Source organism: Actinokineospora auranticolor (genome assembly GCF_002934265.1).
Classification (GTDB): Bacteria; Actinomycetota; Actinomycetes; order Mycobacteriales; family Pseudonocardiaceae; genus Actinokineospora; species Actinokineospora auranticolor.
Genome location: NZ_PTIX01000006.1, coordinates 313,390 through 336,760 on the forward strand (window position 1 = coordinate 313,390; position 23,371 = coordinate 336,760).

20 protein-coding genes are annotated in these 23,371 nt (G+C 71.8%); 13 read left to right on the forward strand and 7 right to left on the reverse strand.

All coding sequences use genetic code 11. The features are described 5' to 3' along the window. Nucleotides 1–4: 4 nt before the first annotated feature. Nucleotides 5–1,189 carry an esterase-like activity of phytase family protein gene (locus tag CLV40_RS14205; RefSeq protein WP_104479338.1) on the reverse strand — a complete coding sequence of 395 codons (1,185 nt, stop codon included), beginning with the start codon at nt 1,187–1,189 and terminating at the stop codon, nt 5–7. A 66-nt stretch (nt 1,190–1,255) separates the two neighbouring features. On the opposite strand from CLV40_RS14205, the gene CLV40_RS14210 reads away from it, so the two are divergent. After that, nucleotides 1,256–1,672, forward strand: coding sequence for an SdpI family protein (locus CLV40_RS14210; RefSeq protein WP_104479339.1), 417 nt, complete (start codon nt 1,256–1,258; stop codon nt 1,670–1,672). Here the strand turns inward: CLV40_RS14210 and CLV40_RS14215 are convergent. After that, nucleotides 1,669–2,241: a YqgE/AlgH family protein gene (locus CLV40_RS14215; RefSeq protein WP_104479340.1), complete on the reverse strand. Its 573-nt coding sequence runs from the start codon at nt 2,239–2,241 to the stop codon at nt 1,669–1,671. The two genes, CLV40_RS14210 and CLV40_RS14215, sit on opposite strands and share 4 nt — an antisense overlap. A 541-nt stretch (nt 2,242–2,782) precedes the next feature. Between CLV40_RS14215 and CLV40_RS14220 the strand changes: the two genes are divergently transcribed. Continuing rightward, a complete protein-coding gene (locus CLV40_RS14220; RefSeq protein ID WP_181043509.1) occupies nt 2,783–3,997 on the forward strand; it encodes an MFS transporter in 1,215 nt (404 codons plus the stop codon). Here CLV40_RS14220 and CLV40_RS14225 read toward each other — a convergent pair. Further along, nucleotides 3,914–5,467, reverse strand: a complete 1,554-nt coding sequence (locus CLV40_RS14225) for a CCA tRNA nucleotidyltransferase (protein ID WP_104479341.1) — start codon at nt 5,465–5,467, stop codon at nt 3,914–3,916. The genes CLV40_RS14220 and CLV40_RS14225 overlap by 84 nt on opposite strands. A gap of 61 nt (nt 5,468–5,528) precedes the next feature. Between CLV40_RS14225 and CLV40_RS14230 the strand changes: the two genes are divergently transcribed. The 9 genes from CLV40_RS14230 to CLV40_RS14270 all read left to right on the forward strand — a co-directional run bounded on the left by CLV40_RS14230 (nt 5,529) and on the right by CLV40_RS14270 (nt 15,832). After that, complete coding sequence (locus CLV40_RS14230; RefSeq protein ID WP_104479460.1) at nt 5,529–6,077, forward strand: NUDIX hydrolase; 549 nt, start codon at nt 5,529–5,531, stop codon at nt 6,075–6,077. Nucleotides 6,078–6,098: 21 nt separating this feature from the next. Beyond that, entirely contained in the window at nt 6,099–8,270 is a 2,172-nt protein-coding gene (locus tag CLV40_RS14235) for a DUF6049 family protein (RefSeq protein WP_104479342.1), read from the forward strand. A 38-nt stretch (nt 8,271–8,308) separates the two neighbouring features. Next, nucleotides 8,309–9,943, forward strand: a complete 1,635-nt coding sequence (murJ, locus tag CLV40_RS14240; protein ID WP_245931277.1) for a murein biosynthesis integral membrane protein MurJ — start codon at nt 8,309–8,311, stop codon at nt 9,941–9,943. 70 nt (nt 9,944–10,013) lie between these two features. Beyond that, nucleotides 10,014–11,567 (forward strand): protein kinase family protein, encoded by a 1,554-nt coding sequence (locus tag CLV40_RS14245; protein ID WP_181043493.1) that lies wholly within the window; start codon nt 10,014–10,016, stop codon nt 11,565–11,567. A 57-nt stretch (nt 11,568–11,624) separates the two neighbouring features. Beyond that, nucleotides 11,625–12,251: an RNA polymerase sigma factor SigM gene (sigM, locus tag CLV40_RS14250; protein ID WP_104479344.1), complete on the forward strand. Its 627-nt coding sequence runs from the start codon at nt 11,625–11,627 to the stop codon at nt 12,249–12,251. Further along, entirely contained in the window at nt 12,248–13,030 is a 783-nt protein-coding gene (locus tag CLV40_RS14255; RefSeq protein ID WP_104479345.1) for a hypothetical protein, read from the forward strand. Before sigM ends, CLV40_RS14255 begins: the two co-directional genes overlap by 4 nt. Before the next feature lie 113 nt (nt 13,031–13,143). Beyond that, nucleotides 13,144–14,139 (forward strand): thioredoxin-disulfide reductase, encoded by a 996-nt coding sequence (trxB, locus tag CLV40_RS14260; protein ID WP_104479346.1) that lies wholly within the window; start codon nt 13,144–13,146, stop codon nt 14,137–14,139. A 33-nt stretch (nt 14,140–14,172) separates the two neighbouring features. Then, nucleotides 14,173–14,502: a thioredoxin gene (gene trxA / locus CLV40_RS14265; RefSeq protein ID WP_104479347.1), complete on the forward strand. Its 330-nt coding sequence runs from the start codon at nt 14,173–14,175 to the stop codon at nt 14,500–14,502. Between the two features lie 184 nt (nt 14,503–14,686). Further along, entirely contained in the window at nt 14,687–15,832 is a 1,146-nt protein-coding gene (locus tag CLV40_RS14270; protein ID WP_104479348.1) for an N-acetylmuramoyl-L-alanine amidase, read from the forward strand. Nucleotides 15,833–16,580: 748 nt separating this feature from the next. On the opposite strand, the gene CLV40_RS14275 is transcribed toward CLV40_RS14270, so the two are convergent. Beyond that, a complete protein-coding gene (locus tag CLV40_RS14275; RefSeq protein ID WP_104479349.1) occupies nt 16,581–17,207 on the reverse strand; it encodes a GNAT family N-acetyltransferase in 627 nt (208 codons plus the stop codon). A gap of 171 nt (nt 17,208–17,378) precedes the next feature. Between CLV40_RS14275 and CLV40_RS14280 the strand changes: the two genes are divergently transcribed. After that, entirely contained in the window at nt 17,379–18,698 is a 1,320-nt protein-coding gene (locus CLV40_RS14280) for an aminotransferase-like domain-containing protein (RefSeq protein WP_104479350.1), read from the forward strand. A 72-nt stretch (nt 18,699–18,770) separates the two neighbouring features. Continuing rightward, nucleotides 18,771–19,730: a D-alanine--D-alanine ligase family protein gene (locus CLV40_RS14285; protein ID WP_104479351.1), complete on the forward strand. Its 960-nt coding sequence runs from the start codon at nt 18,771–18,773 to the stop codon at nt 19,728–19,730. Nucleotides 19,731–19,793: 63 nt separating this feature from the next. Here CLV40_RS14285 and CLV40_RS14290 read toward each other — a convergent pair whose 3' ends face one another. The 3 genes from CLV40_RS14290 to rsmG form a co-directional block, all read right to left on the reverse strand. Beyond that, nucleotides 19,794–20,780, reverse strand: a complete 987-nt coding sequence (locus CLV40_RS14290; RefSeq protein WP_104479352.1) for a ParB/RepB/Spo0J family partition protein — start codon at nt 20,778–20,780, stop codon at nt 19,794–19,796. Continuing rightward, the gene (locus CLV40_RS14295) at nt 20,777–21,673 is read right to left on the reverse strand and encodes a ParA family protein (protein WP_104479353.1); all 897 of its coding nucleotides are present in this window, start codon (nt 21,671–21,673) and stop codon (nt 20,777–20,779) included. The genes CLV40_RS14290 and CLV40_RS14295 overlap by 4 nt, the downstream gene beginning before the upstream one ends. Nucleotides 21,674–21,751: 78 nt before the next feature. Then, complete coding sequence (gene rsmG, locus CLV40_RS14300; RefSeq protein WP_104479462.1) at nt 21,752–22,450, reverse strand: 16S rRNA (guanine(527)-N(7))-methyltransferase RsmG; 699 nt, start codon at nt 22,448–22,450, stop codon at nt 21,752–21,754. Nucleotides 22,451–23,371: the final 921 nt, after the last annotated feature.

Genomic DNA, 23,371 nt, shown 5'->3' on the forward strand with positions numbered 1-23,371 from the left:
GTGCTCACCCGCCCAGCCTACTCGCCACGTCGAGTCCGTTTCGCATCCGGGTCTCAAGACGGACCCCGAGTGCAACCAGTTGGGTGACCTGGGTCGCGGCGAAGTTGTCGTCGCTGACCAGCAGCAACGTCCGCTCACCACCGCGCAGGGTCGGGCCCCACGTCATCCCTTCGATATTGTCCAGAGTGGACAGACCAAGGTCCGCCAGGTCGGCCACGAGCCGCTTGCGCACCGGCCGCACCCCGGTCGCGTCGGCGAGGTCGCGGTTGGCGACGTTGCTCGCCCCGGCGGTCTCGACGAGGTAGACGCGCACCTTGTTGCCCACACCGGTCACGAACGAGCGCTCCAGCACCAGGAACCGGCTCGGGTCCAGCGGGTCGACGGCCAGGATCGCGGTGACGCCCGTGGTGGCGAACCCGGTCGCCGGCACCGGCTTGGCGAACACCGGCTCCTGCGGGTACGCGTACTGCGCGAGCTGCCTGCCCTCGCGGGTCTGCACGACGATCCGCGACAGCGCGCCGTGCTCGGGGGTGGCCTCGGGGCCGTCCTGCAGCAGCGGTCCCTCGACCGTGGAGACGACCAGGGTGCCCGCGGCGGCGTAGGTCAGGCCCTCGAGCACGAGGTTCTGCCGGGGCCCGCGGTCGGCGGTCATCCTCAGGTTCGCGGGCAGCGGTAGCTCGCGGGCGAAGGTGCCGTCACGGCGCGCGGTGCGGATCGACGGGTCGATCAGCACGCCGGGGCGCCGCTCGCCCTCCTGGCTCCACGTGTAGTCGCCGGTCCACGGGTCGACCCGGATGTCCTCGGGGTCGACGGTGGTGCCGTCGCCGGTCGACAGCGGCGGGTAGGTGGCGCCGTCGGGCCTGCGGAACGGGCTCGTGCCGGTGAAGGTCACCGGGCCGAGGCCGTGCGCGGTCACGTCGAAGCGCGCGGTGTAGAACCGGGCGGGCTGGCGGTCCGAGCGGTCGTCGCTGATCAGCACGTACCCGCCGGTGCGGGGGTCGCGGTCGATGCCGGAGAGCCCGCCGACGGTGGTGCCCTGGAACACCAACCCGTTGGGCACCCGCTGCTCGCCGATCAGGCGGACCCCGGGCCGTGGGTGACCCGGGTGGGCCGACGCCGGGACGGTCAAGAGGCTGGTGGCGACCGCGGTGACGGCGGCGGCGCCGACGAGGGCCATGGCTCTGGACATGACGGGTAGCACACCGCACCAGGGTGTCCGGCGGGTGGCGTTCGCACGACCTCCTACCATCGAGCCGTGAACCTCGTGCCGCTCGCGCCCCTGGTGGCCGGCCTCCCGCTGCTCGCCATCGGTTTCCTCGGCCTGACCGAGCGCCTGCCCCGCAACCGCTTCGGCGGCGTGCGCACCCCGGCCGCACTGCGCAGCCCGGAGGCGTTCCGGGTAGCCAACAAGGTCGCGGGCCTGCCCACGCTGGTCGCGGGTCTGGTCGGCGTGCTCGGCGCGGTCGTCGGCTTCGTCGTCGGTGGCACCGCGGCGGTGCTGACCGTGTCGGTCATCGCCCTCGTCGGCTTGGTCGTCATCACCCTCGGCGCGGGCGTGCTGGGCGACCGGGCCGCAGCCGCGGTGCCCGAGCCCAAGCCGGAGCTCCCGGCGGGCTGCGCGGGCTGCCAGTGCGGCGGCTGCGACGTGCTCACCCGGGTGCAGGCGGGCTAATTTTCCCGAACGTCACCTGGATGGGTGGCGAGCAGCGCCAGGGGCATGCCCTGGCGGCGCAGCACCCGACCCCACAGGTCCTGCTCGGCGGGCGCCACCACGTCACCGGGCAGAGCGGGCACCACGATCCAGTCGCCGCGGTCGATCTCGCCCGCGAGCTGGCCGACGTTCCAGCCCGCGTACCCGGCGAACACGCGCAGGCCGCGCAGCTTCGGCGCCAGCGCCGCCGGGTCGGCGTCGAGGTCGACCAGGGCCACCGGGCCGCGCACGCCGATCAGGCCGCGCACGCCGTCGGGGTTCTCCCCGGTCCGCATGGCGGCCAGGCACAACGCCGTCTTCTGCTCGACGGGCCCGCCGACGAAGACCGAGCCCGGTTGGGTGGCGTGCGGGCCCCAGTTGGGCAGCACGTCGTCGACCGGCACATCACTCGGTCGGTTGAGGACGACGCCCAGGGTGCCCTGGCCGCGGTGGTCGATGACGTACACGACCGTGCGGCGGAAGTTGTTGTCGAGCAGGCTGGGCGCCGCGACCAGCAGCGTCCCCGGTTCGACGTCGACATCGGACGGCACGCCGACATGATCCCATCCGGACGGGTGGCCGCGAGAGGAGAGCCGGGAAGTCGGGAACAACCCGCCCGGACCGCGCGTTGGACGTAGCGGCCGGTGCCTTCGTGTCCCCCGGGCTCAACTGGAACCGCCTTCGTGGAATACCGCTCGGCTGGAGCCACGTCGCGCAACTCGCCGTGAGGCGACCGGGTGTCGGCCAGGATGGGCGGCCCTCACGGGCCGCCCATCTGTATTTCCCCCACCACCCACCCCCTCATCCCCACCCGGCACCGGCCCGTACCCGGCACCCTTCGCCCCCGCCCGGCACGGTCCCGACCTGGCACTCCTCATCCCGCTCGGTCCGGCCCCGACTTGGCGGGCCGTGTGCTCCCCGCCGTGCGGCGAGTGGACGGGTAGCCGCCGTCGGGGGAGCGGGAACGTGGGAACACGACCGGTCACTGGTCGGTCCCCGGCCCGGTTAGGCTCGTGCGTTGTGAGCACGGCCCCAACCGGTATCGACCAAGAGGCACACCACACGCGCATCGGCGCGCGGGCCCTGCTGGCGATGGGCGGTTTCCGCAGGCTGCTTTTCACCCGGTTCTCCGCCCAGTGGGGCGACGGCCTGTTCCAGGCCGGGTTGGCCGGTGCCGTGCTGTTCAACCCCGAGCGCGAGGCCGACCCGCTGGCCATCGCGGCCGGGTTCACCGCGCTGCTGCTGCCCTACTCGATCATCGGCCCGTTCGCGGGCGCGCTGCTCGACCGCTGGGACCGGCGCCGGGTGCTCGTCCTCGCCAACGCGGTGCGCGGCCTGCTCATCCTGGTGGCCGCGCTGGCGGTGGCCACCGGCGCGGGCGGCACCGTGCTGTTCACCCTGGCCCTGGTGGTGATCGGGGTCAGCCGGTTCGTCAACTCCGGGTTGTCGGCTGCGCAGCCGCACGTGGTGCCGGTGCGCAACCTGGTCGAGGCGAACGCGCTGGCCACGACGCTCGGCGCGGTCATCGCGGTGATCGGCGCAGGCTGCGCGGTCGGCCTGCGGGCGCTGTTCGGCGACCACGACCTGGGCTCGGGCCTGACCACCGGGTTCGCCGTGTTCGGCTCGATCGCGTCGGCCTGGTTCGCGAGCCGTTTCACCCGGGGCGCCCTCGGCCCGGACGAGGTCGACGAGCCCGCGCAGCCGCTGGTGGCGGTGGCCAGGGGCCTGTTCGACGGCGGTCGGGCCGCCGTCCGCACACCGACTGTGCTGGCCGGGTTCGTCGGGCTGATGGCCCACCGGATGGCCTTCGGCGTAGCGCTGCTGATGGTCGTGCTGCTCATGCGCTTCCGCTTCGGCGAGGGCATGGGCGGGCTCGGCGAGGCGGTGGCCCTGGTCGGTGTCGGCATCCTCATCGCGGGCCTGGTCACCGCCCGGCTGGTCACCGCGCTGGGCAGGCGCCGCACGCTGGCGGGCGGGCTGCTGCTCGGCGCGGTCACCGTGATCGGCCTCGGGCTGCCGCTGACCATGCCCACCACGCTCGCCGCCGCGCTGCTGATGTCCTTCGCCGGGCAGGTCGTGAAGCTGTGCGTGGACGCCGCCGTGCAGCGCGACGTCGGCGACGAGCTGCGCGGCCGGGTGTTCGCGCTCTACGACACCCTGGTCAACGTCGCCCAGGTCGCGTCGGTCGCGCTGGCCGCGCTGGTGGTGGCGCCGGACGGCGGCTCACCCGGCCTGGTGCTCGCCGCCGGTGCCTGCTACTTCGTCGGCCTCGCCGGGTTCGCCCTGGTCAGCCGCGACCACGCCTAGGCCCTGCGCGCGCGCCCACGAACGCAACGCGGCCTCGGCGTCCGCCCGCGACATCGGCCCCTGGTCCAGCCGCAGCTCCTTGAGGTGCGTCCACGCCCGGCCGACCAGCGGACCCGGCGGGATGTCGAGCAGCCGCATGATCTCGTTGCCGTCGAGGTCGGGCCGCACCCTGGCCAGGTCCTCCTCGGCGGCCAGCCGGTCGATGCGCTCCTCCAGGCCGTCGTAGGTGCGCTGGAGCGCGGCGGCCTTGCGCCGGTTGCGGGTGGTGCAGTCGGCGCGGACCAGCTTGTGCAGCCGGGACAGCAGGTCGCCCGCGTCGGTGACGTAGCGGCGGACGGCGGAGTCGGTCCACTCGCCCTTGCCGTAGCCGTGGAAACGCAGGTGCAGGAACACCAGGCGGGCCACGTCCTCGGTGACCTCCTTGGAGTACCGCAGCGCCCGCAAGCGTTTGCGCACCAGCTTGGCGCCGACCACCTCGTGGTGGTGGAAGCTCACCCCGCCGCCGTCCATGTGCCTGCGGGTGTCCGGCTTGCCGATGTCGTGCAGCAGCGCGGCCAGCCGCAGCACCAGGTCCGGGCCGTCCTCCTCCAGGTCGATCGCTTGCTGCAGGACGACCAGCGAGTGCTCGTAGACGTCCTTGTGCTGGTGGTGCTCGTCGATCTCCAGGCGCATCGCGGGCACCTCGGGCAGCACGTGCGCGGCCAGGCCGCTGTCGACCAGCAGCCGCACCCCCTCGCGCGCGTGCGGCCCGCAGATCAGCTTGTTGACCTCGGCCTGCACCCGCTCCGGGGTGATCCGGGCGATCTCGTCGGCCATCTCGGTCAGCGCGGCGAGCACCCGCGGCGCGCAGGTGAAGCCGAGCTGCGCGACGAAGCGGACCGCGCGCAGCATCCGCAGCGGGTCGTCGGCGAAGGACTCCTGCGGGGTGGCCGGGGTGTCGAGCACCCGCGCGGCCAGCGCGCCGAGGCCGTCGTGCGGGTCGATGAACGTCCGGGTCGCCAGGTCGACGGCCATCGCGTTGACGGTGAAGTCCCGGCGGACCAGGTCGGCCTCGATGGAGTCGCCGAAGCGGACCTCGGGGTTGCGGCTGACCCGGTCGTAGGCGTCGGAGCGGAACGTGGTGATCTCGCACTGCGCGCCGCGCTTGGCCGCGCCGACCGTGCCGAACGCGATACCGGTGTCCCAGACCGCGTCCGCCCAGCCGCTGACCAGCTTCATGACCTCCGGCGGTCGCGCGTCGGTGGTGAAGTCCAGGTCGTTGCCGAGCCTGCCCAGCATCGCGTCGCGGACGCTGCCACCGACCAGGTAGACGCGGTGACCCGCCTGGGTGAAGCGGGCGGCGAGGTCGTCGGCGACGGGGGAGACGCGGAGCAGTTCCACGACCGCGTTCTGCGCGGCCGCGGTGGCATCGGGCGTTCGGGACACGATGGACGAGCGTATCCGCACACAACCCGTGCGGGTCCAGCGCATCCGGAGCAGGTGCCTGCGCCGTACCAACCCGGGTTGGGCCGATCGCACTACCATCGCGGACATGCCCCCGTCGTCCGGCAGGTCCCGCGGTGCCCGTTCCGGGCGCCGGTTCCGCCGACGCGGGCGCAGGCTGACCACCGTGGACGAGACCTCGGCGGGCGGCCTCGTCATCGACCCCAAGACCGGTTCGGTCGCCCTCATCGGGCGGCTTGACCGGCGCGGACGGCTGCTGTGGTCGCTGCCGAAGGGCCACATCGAGCCGGGGGAGACCCCCGAGCAGACCGCCGTCCGGGAGGTCGCCGAGGAGACCGGCATCGACGGCGAGGTCATCCGGCCGCTGGGCACCATCGACTACTGGTTCATCGCCGACGGCACCCGGCGCATCCACAAGACCGTTCACCACTTCCTGCTACGGGCATACTCTTTCGAGCTATCCGACGAAGACCTGGAAGTGACCGAGGTCGCGTGGGTGGCGCTCGACGAGTTGGACGCCCGACTCGCCTACGCCGACGAGCGCAGGCTCGTGCGGAAGGCGCGGCAACTACTCTCCGAGCATCCGCTTTCACCCGATCCGGTGGAGTCGGACCTACCTGAAGTTGGCCGGGCCTGACCCGATGGCTGGGGAGAAGCCTTGATCACACAACTGCGCCGTGCCGGTTACGCGGCACTGGCCGCGGTGTTCGTCCTGCTCGCCGCCCCGCCGTCCGGGCGGGCCGAGACGGCGGCAGCCGGGCGGTTACTGGTCGACGTCGACCAGGTCGCCCCCAGGGTCGTGGAGGCCGGGTCGCAGACGCTGACCATCAGCGGCCGGATCACCAACACCGAGGACCGGCGCATCGCCGACGTCGAGGTGCGGGTGCAGCGCGGCGACGTGCTCGACACCGAGGACGGCCTGCGCGCCGCCATCGCCGACCCGCAGCGCATCGACGCGGTCAACCGGCCCAAGGTCAGCTCGGCGTTCCAGAAGATCACCGCCGACCTCGGGCCCCGCCAGGTCGTGCCGTTCACCGTCACCGTCCCGCTCGGCCCGGCCAAGGGCGCGCTGCGGCTGGACCGGCCCGGCATCTACCCGGTCGTGCTGAACTTCAACGGCGTGCCCGCCTACGGCCGCACCGAGCGGCTGGGCGCGCTGAGCACGCTGCTGCCGGTGCTGTCGGTACCCGACGGCGGCGCCGTCAGCCCGCCCGCGCAACCGACGCAGCTGAGCGTGCTGTGGCCGCTCATCGACGACCGACCCCGCCGGGTCGAGACCCCCACCGACGGCAGCCGCACCGTCTTCGCCGACGACAGCCTGACCACCTCGCTGTCCAGCGGCAGGCTGTTCAGCCTGGTCGACACCGTGCGCACGGCCGCCGCCGGGGACGCGTCGCTGCTGCGGTCGCTGTGCTTCGTCGTCGACCCCGACCTGCTCGACACGGTCAACGCGATGACCACCGGCTACCAGGTCCGCGCCCCCGACGGCACGGTGTTCGACGGCAGCGGCGCGGGCAGCGCCCAGCTCTGGCTCGACCGGGTCAAGGAGCTGACCCGCGGCCAGTGCGTCATCGCCCTGCCCTACGCCGACGCCGACCTGGCCGCGCTGACCCGCGCGGGCACGACCGGCCTGCTCGACACCGCGCTCGCCGAGTCGTCGGTGGTCGAGTCCGTGCTGGGCACCAAGCCGCTGGCCGGGGCCGTCTGGCCGGACGGCGGCACGCTCGACGCCCGCACCCTGACCGGCCTCGCGGGCGCGCACCGCACCACGGTGATCGCCGACGCGTCCCGGATCCAGGGCGCGCAGGGCGCGTCGCCGTACACGCTGGGCCAGAACCTGCGGACCATCCCGTACGACCAGCTCGTCGCCTCCTCGCTGGCCCCGCAGCCGCGGGTGGACGACGCGGGCGTGCGCACGTCGTCGATCCAGAACGGCCTGGCCACCCTCGTCTTCCGCGGCGGCTACCAGTCCGTGCCCGGGCAGTCCGTGCTGGTCGCGCCGCCGCGCCGCTGGTCGGCCACGGCCGCCGAGTTGGCGGTGTTCCTGCAGACCGTGCAGTCGCTGGAGAACCAGGGCTTCATCCGCCCGCTCAGCCTGCAGACCCTCATCGACGGCGCCGACCAGGGCACCGCGACCGGTCTGGACTACAACGCCCAGGACAGCACCGCCGAGGTCCCCGCCCCGGTCACGAGCGAGATCGCCCGCCTCGACGGCGTGCAGCGCGACCTGGTGCAGAACGTGCTCTTCGAGGACCCCACCCGGCAGGTCACCCCGGCCGAGCTGATCGAGCCGATGCACTACGGGCTCGTCCGCGCGAGCTCCACCGCCTACCGCGCCGCCCCCGAACGCGCGCAGCGGGCGACCGGCGCGGTCAACGAGCAGCTCACCGCGCTGCTGGCGCAGGTGTCGCTCAGCGACCCGGGTCGGCCGCTGTCGCTGGCCTCGGCGGACAGCCCGCTGCCGGTGTTCATCAACAACGGCCTGCCGGTCGTCGTCCGGGCGCGGATCAACGTCAGCAACACCCCCGGGATCAAACCGGCATCGGACACCATCGTGCGCATCCCCGCCAAGTCGGGCATACCGCGCTACCTGCCCGCCAAGATCAACCGGGCCGGGAAGTTCGTGGTCACGGTGTGGCTCACCACCGACAGCGGGACCCCCCTCGGCAAGTCATCCCAGGTTGAACTCAACTCAACCTCATACGGCAGCATCACCGTCGCGGTCACCGGTACGGCCGCGGGCGTGCTGGTGCTCCTCGTGGGCCTGCGGCTGTTCCGCAGGGTCCGGGCCGCCCGGCGCGTGCGGGCGGCGGCCGAGGGAGACCTCTGATCACGGGCGGGGGCGGGCACGAAGTGAGGACGACCGCGGTGCAGCAAGGTGGGCAGGGTCCCGAGTCGACCCCCGCGCAACCCGCTCAGCCGTCACTGGCCCGCGCCAGCAGCACGATGGCCATCGCCACCATGGTCAGCCGCATCACCGGCTTCGGCTGGAAGGTGGTGATGGGCTGGATCGTCGGCATCAACCTCACCTACGACTCGTTCACCATCGCCAACACGCTGCCCAACACCATCTTCGAACTGCTGCTGGGCGGGGTGCTGGCCAGCGTGGTCGTGCCGCTGCTGGTCCGCTCGCAGAAGGACCCGGACGGCGGCGCGGGCTACACCAACCAGCTGCTCACCGTCGGCATGACCGTGCTGTTCATCGGCACGATCATCGCCGTGGCCGCCGCACCCGCGCTCACCTCGCTCTACGTCGACGACTCCACGGGCTCGTCCAACCCGGCGCTGGTCACCGCCTTCGCCTACCTGCTGCTGCCGGAGATCCTGTTCTACGGCCTGTTCGCCCTGCTCTCCGCGATCCTGCAGGCCAAGCACGTCTTCGCCCCCACGGCCTGGGCGCCGGTGGTGAACAACCTGGTCATCATCGCGACGCTGATCGTCTACAAGATCGTGCCGGGGGACATCTCGCTGGACCCGGTGCGGATGGGCGACGCGAAGCTGCTCGTGCTGGGCGTCGGCACCACGCTGGGCATCGTCGTGCAGTCGGTGATCCTGCTGCCCGCGATCCGCAAGCTCGGGTTCCGCTTCCGCTGGAACTTCGGCTTCGACGCCCGGCTGCGCGAGTTCGGCGGCCTGGCGCTGTGGATCCTGGGCTACGTCGCGATCAGCATGGTCGGCCTGGTCATCACCCAGCGGGTGCTCACCGCCGCCAGCGAGGGCGGCGCCACCACCTACGCCAACGCCTGGCTGCTGTTCCAGCTGCCCTACGGCGTCATCGGCGTCTCGCTGCTGACGGCGATCCTGCCCCGGATGAGCAAGGCCGCCGCCGACGGCGACATGGACAAGCTGGTCGACGACCTGTCCACCGGCAGCAGGCTCTCCGCGGTGATGCTGGTGCCGATCAGCGCGGTGCTGACCGTCACCGGCACGGCGCTGGGCGTCGCGCTGTTCGCGGGCGGCAAGACCGACCTGGCCTCGGCCCAGCGGCTGGGCCACGCGCTGGCCTTCTCCGCCTTCGGCCTGCTGCCCTACGCGCTGGTCATGCTCCAGCTGCGGGTCTTCTACGCGATGAAGGACGCCCGCACCCCGACGCTGATCATGGTCGTGATGACCGCGGTGAAGGTCCCGCTGATGTACATGTGCGGCGCGCTGCTCGACCCCGAGCAGGTGGTCATCGGCGTGCTGCTGGTCAACTCGCTCACCTTCGTCGTCGGCGCCGTGCTCGGGCAGATGTGGCTGTGGGTGCGGCTGGGGAACCTGCACAGCAAGAAGATCGTCAAGGTGATCGCGTCCTGCGTGCTGGCCGGTGTGGTCGGCGCGGGCGCGGCGTGGCTGGTGTCACTCGTGCTGCCCGACCTGACCTCGCTGGCCACCGGATGGGTGAACCTGGTGGCCCAGGGTCTGGTGGCCTGCCTGGTGTCCTTCGGTGTGTTGGCGGTGCTGCGCGTGCCCGAGCTCAAGCCCGCGACGAGCCGAATCACCCGACTGGTGCGCCGGGGCTGACCCGCTCCGTCACCGGTGGGCGCGGGATTTCCCGTAGGCTCGAAAACGGATCGGGCAGGTGGAGAGATCGGTGACGACGAGGCGGACCGAGTACCCAGCGGGCGAGGGCGCGGCGGGCAGGAGAGCCGGGCCCGGATTCCTCGTCCCCGGTGGCGTGGTCGCCGAAGGCCGGTACCGGCTGCTGGCCGAGCTCGGCGCCGACCCCCGGGTGCAGGCCCGCTTCTGGCGCGCCCAGGACAACCAGCTGCGCCGCGACGTCGCGCTCACCCTGCTCACCGGTGACCCCGCCGACGGTCCCGCCGCGGGCCGCGCCCGCCGGGTCCTCGAACGCACCATGCACGCCGCCCGCATCACCCACCCGGGCACCTCCCGGGTGCTCGACGTGCTCGGCCCCGGCAACGGCGTCGCGCCGACCGAGGGGCTGCTGGGCATCGTCGTCGCGGACTTCTCCCAGGGCACCGACCTGGTCGACGTCATCGCCGAGCACCCGCTGCCGCCCGCCACCGCGGCCAAGCTGCTGGAGCCGCTGGCCGCCGCGGTCGAGCTGGCCCACCACTCCGGCATGGTCCTGGGCGTGGACCACCCGCAGCGGATCCGGGTCACCCCGGACGGCCTGCTGCGGCTCTCGTTCCCCGGCCCGCTGCCCGAGGCCACCCTGCAGGACGACGTGCGCGGCCTCGGCGCCGTGCTGTACCTGCTGCTCACCGGCCGCTGGCCGCTGCCGGGCGTGCCCGGCATCCCGAGCGCCCCGCTGGGCCCGGACGGCCAGGTCGTGCCGCCGCGCGCGCTGTTCGGCTACATCCCGTACGAGCTGTCCTCCGCCGCCGTCCGCAGCCTCTCCGACGACGCCACCGGCGGCATCCGCACCAGCGCGGGCCTGCTGCGGGTGCTCGAGCGGGCCAAGGCCAACGAGGACGGCACCCAGCTCATCGCCGCCGTGCCGGACGAGGTCGAGGACGACTACGACGACGGCACGGTGTGGACCACCCGCCGCCCGGCCAACGACCGGGCCAAGCGGCGCAAGCTCGCCATCGGCGTCACCACCCTCGCCGTGGCCACCGTGGGCGTGCTGGCCTGGGTGGGCCTGCAGCTGATCAGCTTCTTCGGCGACGACACCCCCACCAGCGGCGGCCCGACCGTGGTGGCCACCGCGCCGGGCAACGCCGAGAACAACCCGAAGCCGCCGCAGCCGGGCGAGCCGATCCAGGCCGCGGGCGTGCAGGTGTTCAACGTCAAGGGCACCCCGGACAACCCGCGCCGGGCCAACCGCGCGGTGGACGGCGACATGAAGACGTCCTGGAAGACCGACCGCTACCAGCAGCCGTTCCCGACGCTCAAGCCCGGCGTCGGGATCATGGCCTCGTTCGCCGAGCCGGTGCCCTTCGCCGAGGTGGTCATCGACTCGCCGAGCTCCGGCACCGTCGTGGAGATCCGCACGGCGCCGTCGGAGAAGCCCGCGCTGGAGGAGACCAAGGTCATCGGCAAGGCGGAGCTGCAGGCCGGGCAGACCAAGCTGCAGCTCGACTCCGCCGAACCGACCCAGCACATCCTGATCTGGATCACCAAACTGGGCGACGGCAACGCGTCCGAGCTGACCGAGGTCGGCTTCGTCAGGGCGCGGTGAGAATCCCCAGGTCGTAGTGGGTTCAACCGGCGCGTGAGCGCCCTATACCCTGTCCGGGTGACCGCCGCAGCCAGTTCGGACGCCGATCTCATCGCGGCCCACGCCGCGGGAGACCCCCGTGCCTTCGCCGAGCTCGTGCGCAGGCACCGCGACCGGATGTGGGCGGTGGCGCTGCGCACCCTCCGCGACCCGGAAGAGGCAGCCGACGCGCTGCAGGAGGCGTTCATCTCCGCCTTCCGCGCCGCCGGGTCCTTCCGCGCGGAGTCGCAGGTCACCACGTGGTTGCACCGGATCGTGGTCAACGCCTGCCTGGACCGGATCCGGCGCAGGCAGGCCCGTCCGACGGTCCCCCTGCCGGAGGCCGGACCGGGGGAACCGGTCACCCCCCGCGATGCCATGGCCGACCGCGAGACCCGGTTGGTGGTCCACCGAGCCCTCTCCGAACTGTCCGAGGAACAACGCGTGCCGATCGTCTTAGTCGACGTCGAGGGGTACTCGGTCGCCGAGACCGCCAAGATGCTGGGCATCGCCGAAGGCACCGTCAAGAGCCGTTGCGCGCGCGGACGCGCGAAACTGGCCAAAGTTCTGGGACATCTGCGGAACCCCGATGCAGATGCGAACGTCCCAGGTGCCGCGGTTGCAGATGGGAACGGGCCGCGTAGACACCACTGGGAGGGACGATGACCGGACAGCTGCGGGGTCCAGACCCCGACGGGCCGCCATGGTCGGTCGACCTCTTGGCTGATCTGCACGCCGGGCTGCTCGACCCGGGGCACAGCGCACTGCTGTGGCCGCGGGTCAACGCCGACCCCGAGGCGAAGGCGATCATCGACGCGCTGGACTCGGTCAAGGTCGGCCTCGGTGAGCTGAGCGGCGCGCCCGTCCCGCCGATGCCCGCCCGGTTCGCCGCGCGACTCGACGCCGCGCTGGAGGCCGAGGTCAGGCAGGCGTTCGCCGGTAGCGGCGCGCCCGTCGCGCTGCAGGACCCGCCGCGCCCCGAGCCCGCCCCGGTGCTCGACTTCGCCGCCGCCGCGAGCCGCAAGCGCGGCAGGCGCAACGCCTGGGGCGTCGGTCTGCTGACCGCGGCCGCCGCCGCGGTGGCCATCGGTTTCGTCGTCCTGCCCGGCAAGGGCCCGACCACCGACGGCGTGGCCGTCCCCGCGCCCGGCGGCAGCGCGGACACCGGCCCGCTCGCGGTCCGCGAACACGAGGTCGCGGGCGTGGTCGGCCAGGTCAACAACCGCTTCGACTACGGCGACCTGAAGGACAAGGCGACCGCCGAGCGCTGCGTCGCCGCCAACGGCGTCGACGCGAAGGCGCAGCTGGCGGGCGTGCGCCCGATCACCCTGGACGGCAAGTCCGGCACGATGCTGCTGCTCATCGTCCCGGGGGAGAAGAACCCCTTCCGGGTACTGGTCGTCAAGCCCGACTGCGAAGCGCTGTTCAACCGCCCTGTCGGCTGACACCCGGGCGGGTGCCCTCCATCACCGGCGCGGCCCGGAACAACCGCCGCCTACGATCGCGTTGACACCGACGTGACCGGGCGACGAACCCCGGCGAGGGCGATGGAGGGCACATGTCTGCGGAAGCGGACCAGATCCGAAACCTGATCATCATCGGTTCCGGACCCGCCGGCTACACCGCCGCGGTCTACGCCGCGCGTGCCCAGCTCGACCCGCTGGTCTTCGAGGGCTCGCAGTTCGGCGGCGCACTGATGACCACGACCGAGGTCGAGAACTTCCCCGGGTTCCGCGACGGGATCATGGGCCCGGACCTCATGGAGCAGATGCGCGAGCAGGCCAAGCGCTTCGGCGCGGAGCTGCGGCCGGAGGACGTGGAGTCGGTCGAGCTGTCCGGCGAGGTCAAGTACGTGGAGGCCAACGGCGTGCGCTACGCCGCCAGGGCCGTGGTGCTGGCCATGGGCGCGGCGGCGCGGTACCTGGGCGTGCCCGGTGAGCAGGAGCTGCTCGGCCGCGGCGTGTCCGCCTGCGCCACCTGCGACGGGTTCTTCTTCCGCGACCAGGACATCGCGGTGCTCGGCGGCGGCGACTCGGCGATGGAGGAGGCCACCTTCCTCACCCGCTTCGCCAGGTCGGTGACGATCATCCACCGGCGCCAGGAGTTCCGCGCCTCCAAGATCATGCTGGAGCGCGCGCGGGCCAACGAGAAGATCCGCTGGCAGCTCGACACCGAGGTCACCGAGGTGCTCGGCGACAGCAAGGTGGAGGGCCTGGCGGTGCGCGACACCGTCACCGGCGAGACCTCGCGGCTCGACGTCACCGGCTTCTTCCTGGCCATCGGCCACGACCCGCGCAGCGCGCTGGTGCACGGCCAGGTCGACGTCGACGACGAGGGTTACGTGCGCACCGAGGCACCGTCGACCTACACCAACCTCGACGGCGTCTTCGCCGCGGGCGACCTGGTCGACCACACCTACCGGCAGGCCATCACCGCCGCCGGGTCCGGCTGCGCCGCGGCCATCGACGCCGAGCGCTGGCTGGCCGAGCACGGCTCCGCCGCGGCGGAGGCCGCGCCCGAGCTGGTCGGCGGCGGCTACGGCACCGCCAACTGACACCCACCCACGTCGAATCCACAGGAGCGCCCGATGGCCGAGAACACCGTCACAGTCACCGACAAGTCCTTCGTCTCCGACGTGCTGCAGAGCGAGAAGCCGGTCATCGTCGACTTCTGGGCCACCTGGTGCGGCCCGTGCCGGATGGTCGCCCCGGTGCTCAACGAGATCGCGGCCGAGTACGGCGAGAAGATCACCGTGGCCAAGCTCGACATCGACAAGAACCCGGGCACGGCCCGCGACTACGAGGTGATGTCGATCCCCACCCTGATCGTGTTCCAGGGCGGCAGGCCGGTGAAGACCATCGTCGGCGCCAAGCCGAAGGCCACCCTGCTCAACGACCTGGACGAGTACATCAACTAGCGGTACGAGCAACCCGAACCCGGGGTCCGAACGTCTCGTTATGCGACGCGGGACCCCGGGTTCGCGTGTCCTGGGCCATCCCTGCGGGGGATGCGGAGCCAGGCAAGGCACAATGGGTTACCTGTTCGGGCACAGCGGAAGATCAGCACCGGCCACCGGTGCGTGAGCGGAGAGCGAGGGCTGAATGCGGGTACTGCGCCGCGGCGATGGGGGGCCTGCCGTAGCCGAGGTTCGGTCCACGCTCGCGACGTTGGGCCTGCTGCCACCGGTCAACGGGGTCAGCGACGAGTTCGACCCGGCCATGGAGCACGCGGTCCGCACGTTCCAGCAGCAGCGCGGGTTGATCACCGACGGCCTGGTCGGCCCGGCCACCTACCGGGCCTTGCGCGACGCCACCTACCAGCTGGGTGGCCGTCCCCTGGCCTACCTCGTCTCCGCCCCCATCACCGGCGACGACGTCCTCACCCTCCAGGAGCGGCTGCTGGAGCTGGGGTACGACGCCGGTCGCCCCAACGGGGTGTTCGGCGCCCAGACCGAGGCGGCGCTGCGCAACTTCCAGCGCGACTACGGCCTCACCATCGACGGCATCTGCGGCCCGGAGACCATCCGCGGTCTGCGCCAGCTCTCCCCCCGCGCCCGCGGCGGCCGCCCGGTCCTCCTGCGCGAGCAGGAGCGGGTCCGCCGCTCCGGCCCCAGGCTGACGGGCAAGCGCATCATCATCGACCCCGGCCACGGCGGCGCCGACACGGGCGTGTCGGTGAACGGCGTCAACGAGTCCGACCTGATGTGGGACCTCGCCAGGAGGCTGGAAGGCCGCATGGTGGCCACCGGCATGGAGGCCCTCCTGTCCCGAGGCCCCGACCAGTGCCCCGACGAGTCGACCCGGGCCCAGTTCGCCAACGAGGCGGGCGCCGACCTGGTCCTGTCCCTGCACTCGGACGCCAACCGGTCCCCGTACGCGCAGGGCGTGGCCAGCTTCCACTTCGGCAGCACCGGCAAGGACGGCGCCACCTCGACACTGGGCGAGGCCATGGCAGGCCTCATCCAACGCGAACTGGCCAAGCGCACCGGCCTGCGCGACTGCGGCGCCCACCCGAAGACGTGGGAACTGCTCCGCATGACGAGGTGCCCCGCGGTCCGCATCGAGATCGGCTACCTCACCAACCCGGAAGACCGCCACAAGCTCACCGACCCGTCCTTCCGCGACGTGGTGGCCGAGGGCATCGTCGTGGCCGTGAAACGCCTCTACCTCCTCGGCGAGAACGACCAGCCCACCGGCAGCTTCACCTTCGCCGACGTCCTGGCCCACGAACTGGCCAAGGCCGAATAACCTCCCCCGCTTGGGCAGACCCACGTCTGCCCAAGCAACCCATCTCCGCAAACGCTTGCCACACGGCTGACCAGCACTCTCACCGAGCCCAGGGCAACCTCGCACCGGAGCCTTGCCAACCGTTGTCGAGCTCGCCCAGGCGGATCATCCACACGTCGGTCAAGCCGCAACAATCCTCGAACTCCAGCCGCTGCCCAACGACCCCCGCGCCGCACGGCCACCCCCGCCACGGCATCCGATGGCCCGCCCCAACGCCCAACCAGGCCCTCCGCCAAGTCACACGGTGGACAACCCACTCACCTGCGACAAGCTCACCACCGTGACCGTCCTAGAGGCCGCCGACCGCACGCTCCAGGGCCCGGTCCACACCGCCACGCGCCCAGCCGATTGACCACGCCGCGCTTGCCCAGCGCGCCCGCCGCGCCTCGCGCTCCGTCGTTCCACCCCTGGACGCCTGGCCGTCTCACCGCTCAGTCGTCCGTGCGCCTCGCCCCCGCGCTTGCCTGGTGGCCTCACACAGTCGCCCCCGCGCTGGCCGCCGCCCCCTGTTGCCCCCCCAACCCGGACCCAGCGCAGCCCCCACCCACCTCTGGGGGGCGGCCCTGCTCCAGTCTAGCGGGGGGAGCGGGTTGTTCGGTGGAGGACGAAGGAGTTGTGGACAGGTTGAGGGCATGTGGATAGACGCGAACTGGGGAAATGGGCCCAAAACGCGGGGCTGTGGATAAAGTTCAACCCGGTGGGGGACAGGTCAGCGCTGCAACACGGGGGCCGCGGTGCTGACCGAGACGGTGCCCAGGAGACGTTCGAGGGCGGCCTCGACGTCTTCCTTCCAGGTGATGCCGGTGCGCAGTTCCAGCCGCAGGCGGGGCCAGCGGGGGTGGGGGCGCACGGTCTTGAAGCCGACGCTGGTGAGGAAGTCGGCGGGGACGACGCAGGAGCGTTCCTCGTCCGGTTTGGCGTCGCCGAAGGCCTCGATGGCCCGGACGCCGCGGCGCGTGAGGTCCTTGGCCACGGCCTGGACCAGCATGCGGCCCAGTCCACCGCCGCGGAACTCGGGCAGCACGTGGAACCCGGTCAGCACGACCGCGTCGGCCGACACCGGCGACGTCGGGAACGCCGACGCCCGGGGTACGGCGTTGGGCGGGGCGTACAGCACGAACCCGACCGGCAGCTTGTCGCTGTAGACGACTCGGCCGCAGGAGCCCCAGTCCAGCAGGACGCTGGACACCCAGGCTTCCTTCTCCAGCTCGGTGGTGCCGAACTCCTCCGCCTGCTCCTTGAGGTGTGGCGCCAGTTCCCAGTAGACACAACCCCGGCAGTGCTTGGGGAGGTGCTCCAGGTTGTCCAGCGTGACGCCGACTACGCGTCGCGACACCCAACCTCCCGTGCCTCGCGGATTGCTTCGCGCGCCCGCAGGGGTAGGACGGCGATTTACCGCCTCAGAATAGGGCGATGTGACCTGCGCCGGAACCGCGAACCGCGAACTCAGGGGTAAGTCACTCCTCTGGTTACACTGTTTTGACTGCTTCCACCCCAGGAGCCACTTATGACCACCTCCGGCCAACCGCCCGAAAGACCGGGCGCCCGTAGTCTCGACCCCCACCTGCAGCGCTACGCGGCACGGGCAGCGGGGATGACGGCTTCCGAGGTGCGAGCGCTCTTCGCGGTGGCGAGCAGGCCCGAGGTGGTGTCGCTGGCGGGTGGCATGCCGAACCTGGCCGCGCTGCCGCTGGACTTCCTCTCCGAGCAGATGGCCTCGATCATCGCCGACGAGGGCATGACCGCCCTGCAGTACGGCTCCGCGCACGGCGTGCCGAAGCTGCGGGAGCAGATCTGCGAGGTCATGGCCCTGGAGGGCGTCACCGGCCACCCCGACGACCTGGTCGTCACGGTCGGCTCGCAGATGGCGCTGGACCTGGTCACCCGCATCTTCGTCGACCCCGGCGACATCGTGCTCGCCGAGGGCCCGTCCTACGTCGGCGCGCTGGGCACCTTCGCCTCCTACCAGGCCGAGGTCCGGCACGTGGTGATGGACGAGCACGGCTTGGTCCCCGAGGCGCTGGGGGCCGCGCTGGCCGCCGCCGACCAAGCGGGCAGGCGGGTCAAGTTCCTGTACACGATCCCGAACTTCAACAACCCCGCGGGCGTGACGCTGGCGGTGGCGCGCCGCGCCGAGGTGCTGGAGATCTGCGACCGGCACGGCGTGCTGGTGATCGAGGACAACCCGTACGGCCTGCTCGGTTTCGACGGCCAGATCTACCCGGCGCTGCGGTCGATGGACTCCGACAACGTCATCTACCTCGGGTCGTTCTCCAAGACCTTCGCCTCAGGCCTGCGGGTCGGCTGGGCGCTGGCCCCGCACGGCGTGCGGGAGAAGCTGGTCTTGGCCGCCGAGTCGGCCGCGCTGTGCGCGCCCACGCTGAACCAGATGGTCGTCTCCCGATACCTGGCGACGCACGACTGGAAGGGCCAGATCAAGTCCTTCCAGACCATGTACCGCGAGCGCCGCGACGCGCTGCTGGCGGGCCTGGAGCAGCACATGCCCGCCGGGTGCACGTGGACCCGGCCCGACGGTGGCTTCTTCGTCTGGTTGACGGTCCCCGAAGGGGTGGACACCAAGGCGATGCAGCCACGGGCGGTGACCGCGCGGGTCGCGTACGTGCCCGGCACCGGCTTCTACGCCGACGGCTTCGGTAGCAGGCAGATGCGCTTGTCCTTCTGCTACCCGCCGCCGGAGCGGATCTCCGAGGGTGTGCGCAGGCTCGCGGGCGTGCTGTCCGACGAGCTGGAGCTGCTGCGCACCTTCGGCCCGGCGATGAGCCGCGTGCTGTCCGGTCCGCAGACGCCCGCCCCGGACACCGCCTGATCGTCCGCCCACCTGCGGTGTACCTTCGGTGCGCCGCGATTCCGCCGTGCCTTTTTCGCTAGGGAGTTCACCGTGTCCGACCGTTGGGTAGCCGTGCTCGCCGGGGGTCTTTCGCACGAGCGCGACGTCTCGCTGCGGTCCGGTCGACGGGTGTCGGCCGCGCTGCGGTCGGCCGGGGTGACGGTGGAGGAGTGGGACGCCGATGCCGGCCTCCTGCCTCGGCTGCGCGATCACCGGCCGGACGCGGTGGTCATCGCGATGCACGGCGGCGAGGGGGAGAACGGCTCGATCCAGACGATCCTCGACCTGCTCGACATCCCGTACGTGGGCGCCGACCCGGCCGCGTGCCGCCGGGCGTGGGACAAGCCGAGCGCGAAGGCGGACCTGCGCCGCGCCGGGTTGCAGACCCCCGACTGGGTGGTGCTGCCGCAGAGCGCGTTCCGCGAGCTCGGCGCCCAGCCGGTGCTGGAGTCGATGGTGGCCCGGCTCGGCCTGCCGCTGATGCTCAAGCCGGACCAGGGCGGCTCGGCGTTGGGCGCGCAGGTGGTGCGCTCCGCGGCGGAGCTGCCGACGGCGATGGTCGGGTCGCTCGCCTACAGCGATGCCGTGCTGGCCGAGGAGTACATCGACGGCGTCGAGGTGGCGGTGCCGGTCATCGAGGACGCGGACGGCACGCCCCGCGCGCTGCCCGCGGTGGAGATCGTGCCCGAGTCGGGGGTGTACGACTACACCGCCCGCTACACCGCCGGGCTGACCACCTTCCACACCCCGGCGCGGATCGACGACACGACCGCGGCGAAGGTGGCCCACCTCGCGGTGTCCGCGCACCGGCTGCTCGGGCTGCGCGACGTGTCCCGCACCGACGCGGTGGTGAGCCGCACCGGCGAGGTCCACTTCATCGAGGTGAGCGTCTCCCCGGGGTTGACCGAGACGTCGCTCGTGCCGATCGCGATCGAGGCGGACGGCGGCTCGTTCGGCGAGATCTACGCCGGTCTGGTCGACCGGGCGATCGCCCGGTCCCAGAAACGCTGAACCACCCGCCGAAGGGAACCGTCACCGTGACGTATCGACCCGGTGTGGTTCCCTTCGGCTTTTTCATGTCCGATTAATCCCGTTTTCCGCCATCATGTCGACGATCCGCTCCAGGTCGTCCACCGAGCCGAACTCGACCACGATCCGGCCCTTCCGCTTGCCGAGTTCGACCTTCACCCGGGTGTCGAACCGGTCCGACAGCCGCTCGGCGAGGTGGTCGAGACCGGGCGCCTGCATCGGCTTGCGCGGGGCGGGCTTCGGCTTGGCCGGGGGAGCGCCCTTGGCCAGCGTCACCGCTTCCTCGGTCGCGCGGACCGACAGGCCCTCCGCCACGATTCGGGTCGCCAGCTCCTCCTGCGACCCCGCCTCGTCCAGACCGAGCAGTGCCCGCGCGTGCCCGGCGGAGAGAACCCCCGCTGCGACCCGGCGCTGCACCGGCAGCGGCAGGCGCAGCAACCGGATGGTGTTGGTGATGACCGGCCTGCTGCGGCCGATGCGGCTCGCCAGCTCCTCGTGCGTCACGGAGAACTCGTCGAGCAGCTGCTGGTAGGCCGCCGCCTCCTCCAGCGGGTTGAGCTGCACCCGGTGGATGTTCTCCAGCAGGGCGTCGCGCAGCATGGCGTCGTCGGCGGTCTGCCGGACGATCGCCGGGATGCGCTCCAGCCCGGCCCGTTGGGAGGCGCGGAGCCTGCGCTCGCCCATGACGAGCTCGTAGGTGTCGGCACCGAGCTCGCGCACCACGATCGGCTGCATGAGGCCGAACTCGCGGATCGAGTGCTCCAGCTCGGTCAGCGCCTCCTCGTCGAAGACCTGCCGCGGCTGCTTCGGGTTCGCCTGGATCGACGCGGTCGGGATCTCCCGGTAGACCGCGCCCGCGACCGACCCGCTGTGCTCGGCGGCGGGCGGCTCGATCGACTCGCCGTTGCGCACCGCCGGACTGGGCAGCTTCAGCCCGCCGGAGGGCACGCCCGCCGGAGGTCCCTGGGGGATGAGGGCGGCCAGGCCGCGGCCGAGACCGCCCTTGCGCGCACCTGGTCCTGTGCCACTCATCGCGGCGCCTCCGCTCCTCGTTCGGCAACTTCACGGGCGGCGTCCAGGTAGCTCATGGCGCCGCGGGAACCCGGGTCGTAGGCGAGCACGGACTGGCCGAACCCGGGGGCCTCGGAGACCTTCACGCTGCGCGGGATGACCGTCTGCAGCACGGTGTCGCCGAAGTGGTGGCGCACCTCCGAGGTCACCTGGTCGGCCAGCTTGGTCCGGCCGTCGTACATGGTGAGCAGGATCGTGGAGACGACCAGCGCGCTGTTGAGGTGCGCCTGCACCAGTTCGATGTTGCGCAGCAGCTGGCTGAGCCCCTCCAGCGCGTAGTACTCGCACTGGATCGGGATGAGCACCTCCTGCGCGGCGACCATCGCGTTGACCGTCAGCAGGCCGAGCGACGGCGGGCAGTCGATGAAGACGTAGTCCGGGTTCAGCTCGTCGAGCGCCTCGTCGGACAGGGCTTCCTTGAGGCGGGCTTCGCGGGCGGACATCGAGACCAGCTCGATCTCGGCACCCGCGAGGTCGATGGTGGCGGGGACGCAGAACAGGCGGTCGGACTGGTCGCTCACCTGAGCGGCGTCGGCGACGGTCACCTCGCCCAGCAGCACCTCGTAGACGGAGGGGGTGCCGGAGCGGTGGTCGACACCGAGGGCGGTGCTGGCGTTGCCCTGCGGGTCGAGGTCGATGACCAGCACGCGCAGGCCGTGCATGGCGAGACCGGCGGCGAGGTTCACCGCGGAGGTGGTCTTACCGACGCCGCCCTTCTGGTTGGCGACGGTGAAGACCCGGCGGCGCCAAGGGCGGGGGAACATGCGGTCGGGGTGCTTCACCCGGGTGGCCCGCGCGGCTTCTTCCGCTATCGGCGTCCACCCCGCGACGGAGGTGGGGGAGGGCTGGGTCATGGTCAGCGCACCTCCCCGGTCCCCGACGCGGCGGCGGCGCGAGCCGTCGGTTTCACGTGAAACATCCTTGCTCCGATCTCAGCCTCGATGTGCACCCTGATCCTTCCTCGCCCGCCGGGGTCGCTCCCGACCGGTCGCGGGCTTCACACGTTCAATGAGCACCACGGTCGTCGGCACCTCGAGGACCGCGCCACCCAAGACTTCGACACGCGGTTCGCCGCCGCCCACCCGAGCGACCGCCGCGCGATCCCGATCAATCTCCTCGGCCGCGCTGGCACCCTTGAGGGCGACGAGGTGACCCCCCTGCCGCACCAGCGGCAGGCACCACCCAGCGAGCTTGGCCAACGGGGCGACCGCTCGGGCGGTGACCACATCCGCACCGAGAACCCGTGACCGGACCGCCGGTTCCTCGGCCCGACCGCGCACGACCGTGACCGAAGACAGAGCAAGAGTCTCTACTACCTCGTCCAGCCACGCCACCCGTCGAGCCATCGGTTCGACCAGCGTCACGGAAAGATCGGGCCGCGCGATCGCCAGGGGCACCCCCGGCAACCCGGCCCCCGACCCCACGTCGACAACGACCGCCCCCTCCGGAATCGCCTCCCCAACCACCGCCGAATTCAGCACGTGGCGATCCCACAACCGCTCGACCTCACGGGGCCCGATCAACCCGCGCTCCACCCCGTGCTCAGCCAACAACCGGACAAACCCCTCGGCCACCCCCAGGCGCTCACCGAACACCACACCAGCACCCACCGGCCGATCAACGTCGGTCATCCAGCCAAACCCCATCCGATGTTCCACGTGAAACCATGCCCGCCGATTGTCCCCGATGCCCGCCCCGCACCCCCACATCCGGCCCGCGTTTCACGTGAAACATCACGCAGAAGAACCCTCCGCCCTTCCAGCGCCGTTCACCCCAACACGCCGTCCAGTGTCACCACCCGCTCCGTCAACCCACCTTCCCAACTCGGCTCCACCCCGCCGTCCTTCGCTCTCATTCCCTGTTCCTCTCCGCTCTCCGTTCCTCTCCGCTCTCCGTTCCTCTCCGCTCTCCGTTCATCCCTGTTCCCACGCCCCTGCCCTCCGGCTCACACCACTCCGCCTCACCGCACCTCTCTGTCCCCACCCCGTGGTATCCCCCCACCTCTCTACGTCCTCGCCCGCACCCCGCCACCTCCCTACGTCGCCGTGTCGCCACGTCCAAGACCTCGCCGCCTTATCGATCGTCTCTCCGTCTCCCCAGTCGCCCGCTCAACTGTCGCCAGCCGCCTCGCCACCCTCCCGACTCATCGCTCCACCACTCCGTCGCTCCACGTCTCCCTTCATCACTCCCTCTTTGCTCCCCCTCCGCTTCATCGCCCTGCTGTCCCCGCCGCCTGGTCATCTCGCCGCCTCGTCCGGTCGCTTCGCAACTTCGTCACCTCTCCGCTCCACCGCCCTGTCGCTCCGCCGCTCCTCTGTCTCGCCGTCCCGCGCTTCACCGCTTTGCCTCACCGTCCTTCGATATCCCGCCGTCCCCTTCTGCCGCTTCTCCGTTCGCTCATATCTCCGTCCTGCCACCCCGCCACCCCGCCGCCCGTCGTCTCGCCTCACCACCCCGCCGCCCGTCGTCTCGCCTCACCGCCCCGTCGCCCCGCCCCGTCGCCTTGCCGCCCCGTCGCTCCGCCGCCCCGTCGCCTCGCCGCCTCGTCGCCC

Bases quoted from the DNA above. Each gene is read 5' to 3' on its own strand.
- CLV40_RS14280 (WP_104479350.1), top strand. From the start codon at position 17,379: ATGACCACCTCCGGCCAACCGCCCGAAAGACCGGGCGCCCGTAGTCTC.
- CLV40_RS14290 (WP_104479352.1), bottom strand. From the start codon at position 20,780: ATGAGTGGCACAGGACCAGGTGCGCGCAAGGGCGGTCTCGGCCGCGGC.
- CLV40_RS14295 (WP_104479353.1), bottom strand. From the start codon at position 21,673: ATGACCCAGCCCTCCCCCACCTCCGTCGCGGGGTGGACGCCGATAGCG.
- rsmG (WP_104479462.1), bottom strand. From the start codon at position 22,450: ATGACCGACGTTGATCGGCCGGTGGGTGCTGGTGTGGTGTTCGGTGAG.
- CLV40_RS14230 (WP_104479460.1), top strand. From the start codon at position 5,529: ATGCCCCCGTCGTCCGGCAGGTCCCGCGGTGCCCGTTCCGGGCGCCGG.
- CLV40_RS14220 (WP_181043509.1), top strand. From the start codon at position 2,783: ATGGGCGGTTTCCGCAGGCTGCTTTTCACCCGGTTCTCCGCCCAGTGG.
- trxB (WP_104479346.1), top strand. From the start codon at position 13,144: ATGTCTGCGGAAGCGGACCAGATCCGAAACCTGATCATCATCGGTTCC.
- CLV40_RS14270 (WP_104479348.1), top strand. From the start codon at position 14,687: ATGCGGGTACTGCGCCGCGGCGATGGGGGGCCTGCCGTAGCCGAGGTT.
- CLV40_RS14255 (WP_104479345.1), top strand. From the start codon at position 12,248: ATGACCGGACAGCTGCGGGGTCCAGACCCCGACGGGCCGCCATGGTCG.
- CLV40_RS14205 (WP_104479338.1), bottom strand. From the start codon at position 1,189: ATGTCCAGAGCCATGGCCCTCGTCGGCGCCGCCGCCGTCACCGCGGTC.
- trxA (WP_104479347.1), top strand. From the start codon at position 14,173: ATGGCCGAGAACACCGTCACAGTCACCGACAAGTCCTTCGTCTCCGAC.
- CLV40_RS14225 (WP_104479341.1), bottom strand. From the start codon at position 5,467: ATGCGCTGGACCCGCACGGGTTGTGTGCGGATACGCTCGTCCATCGTG.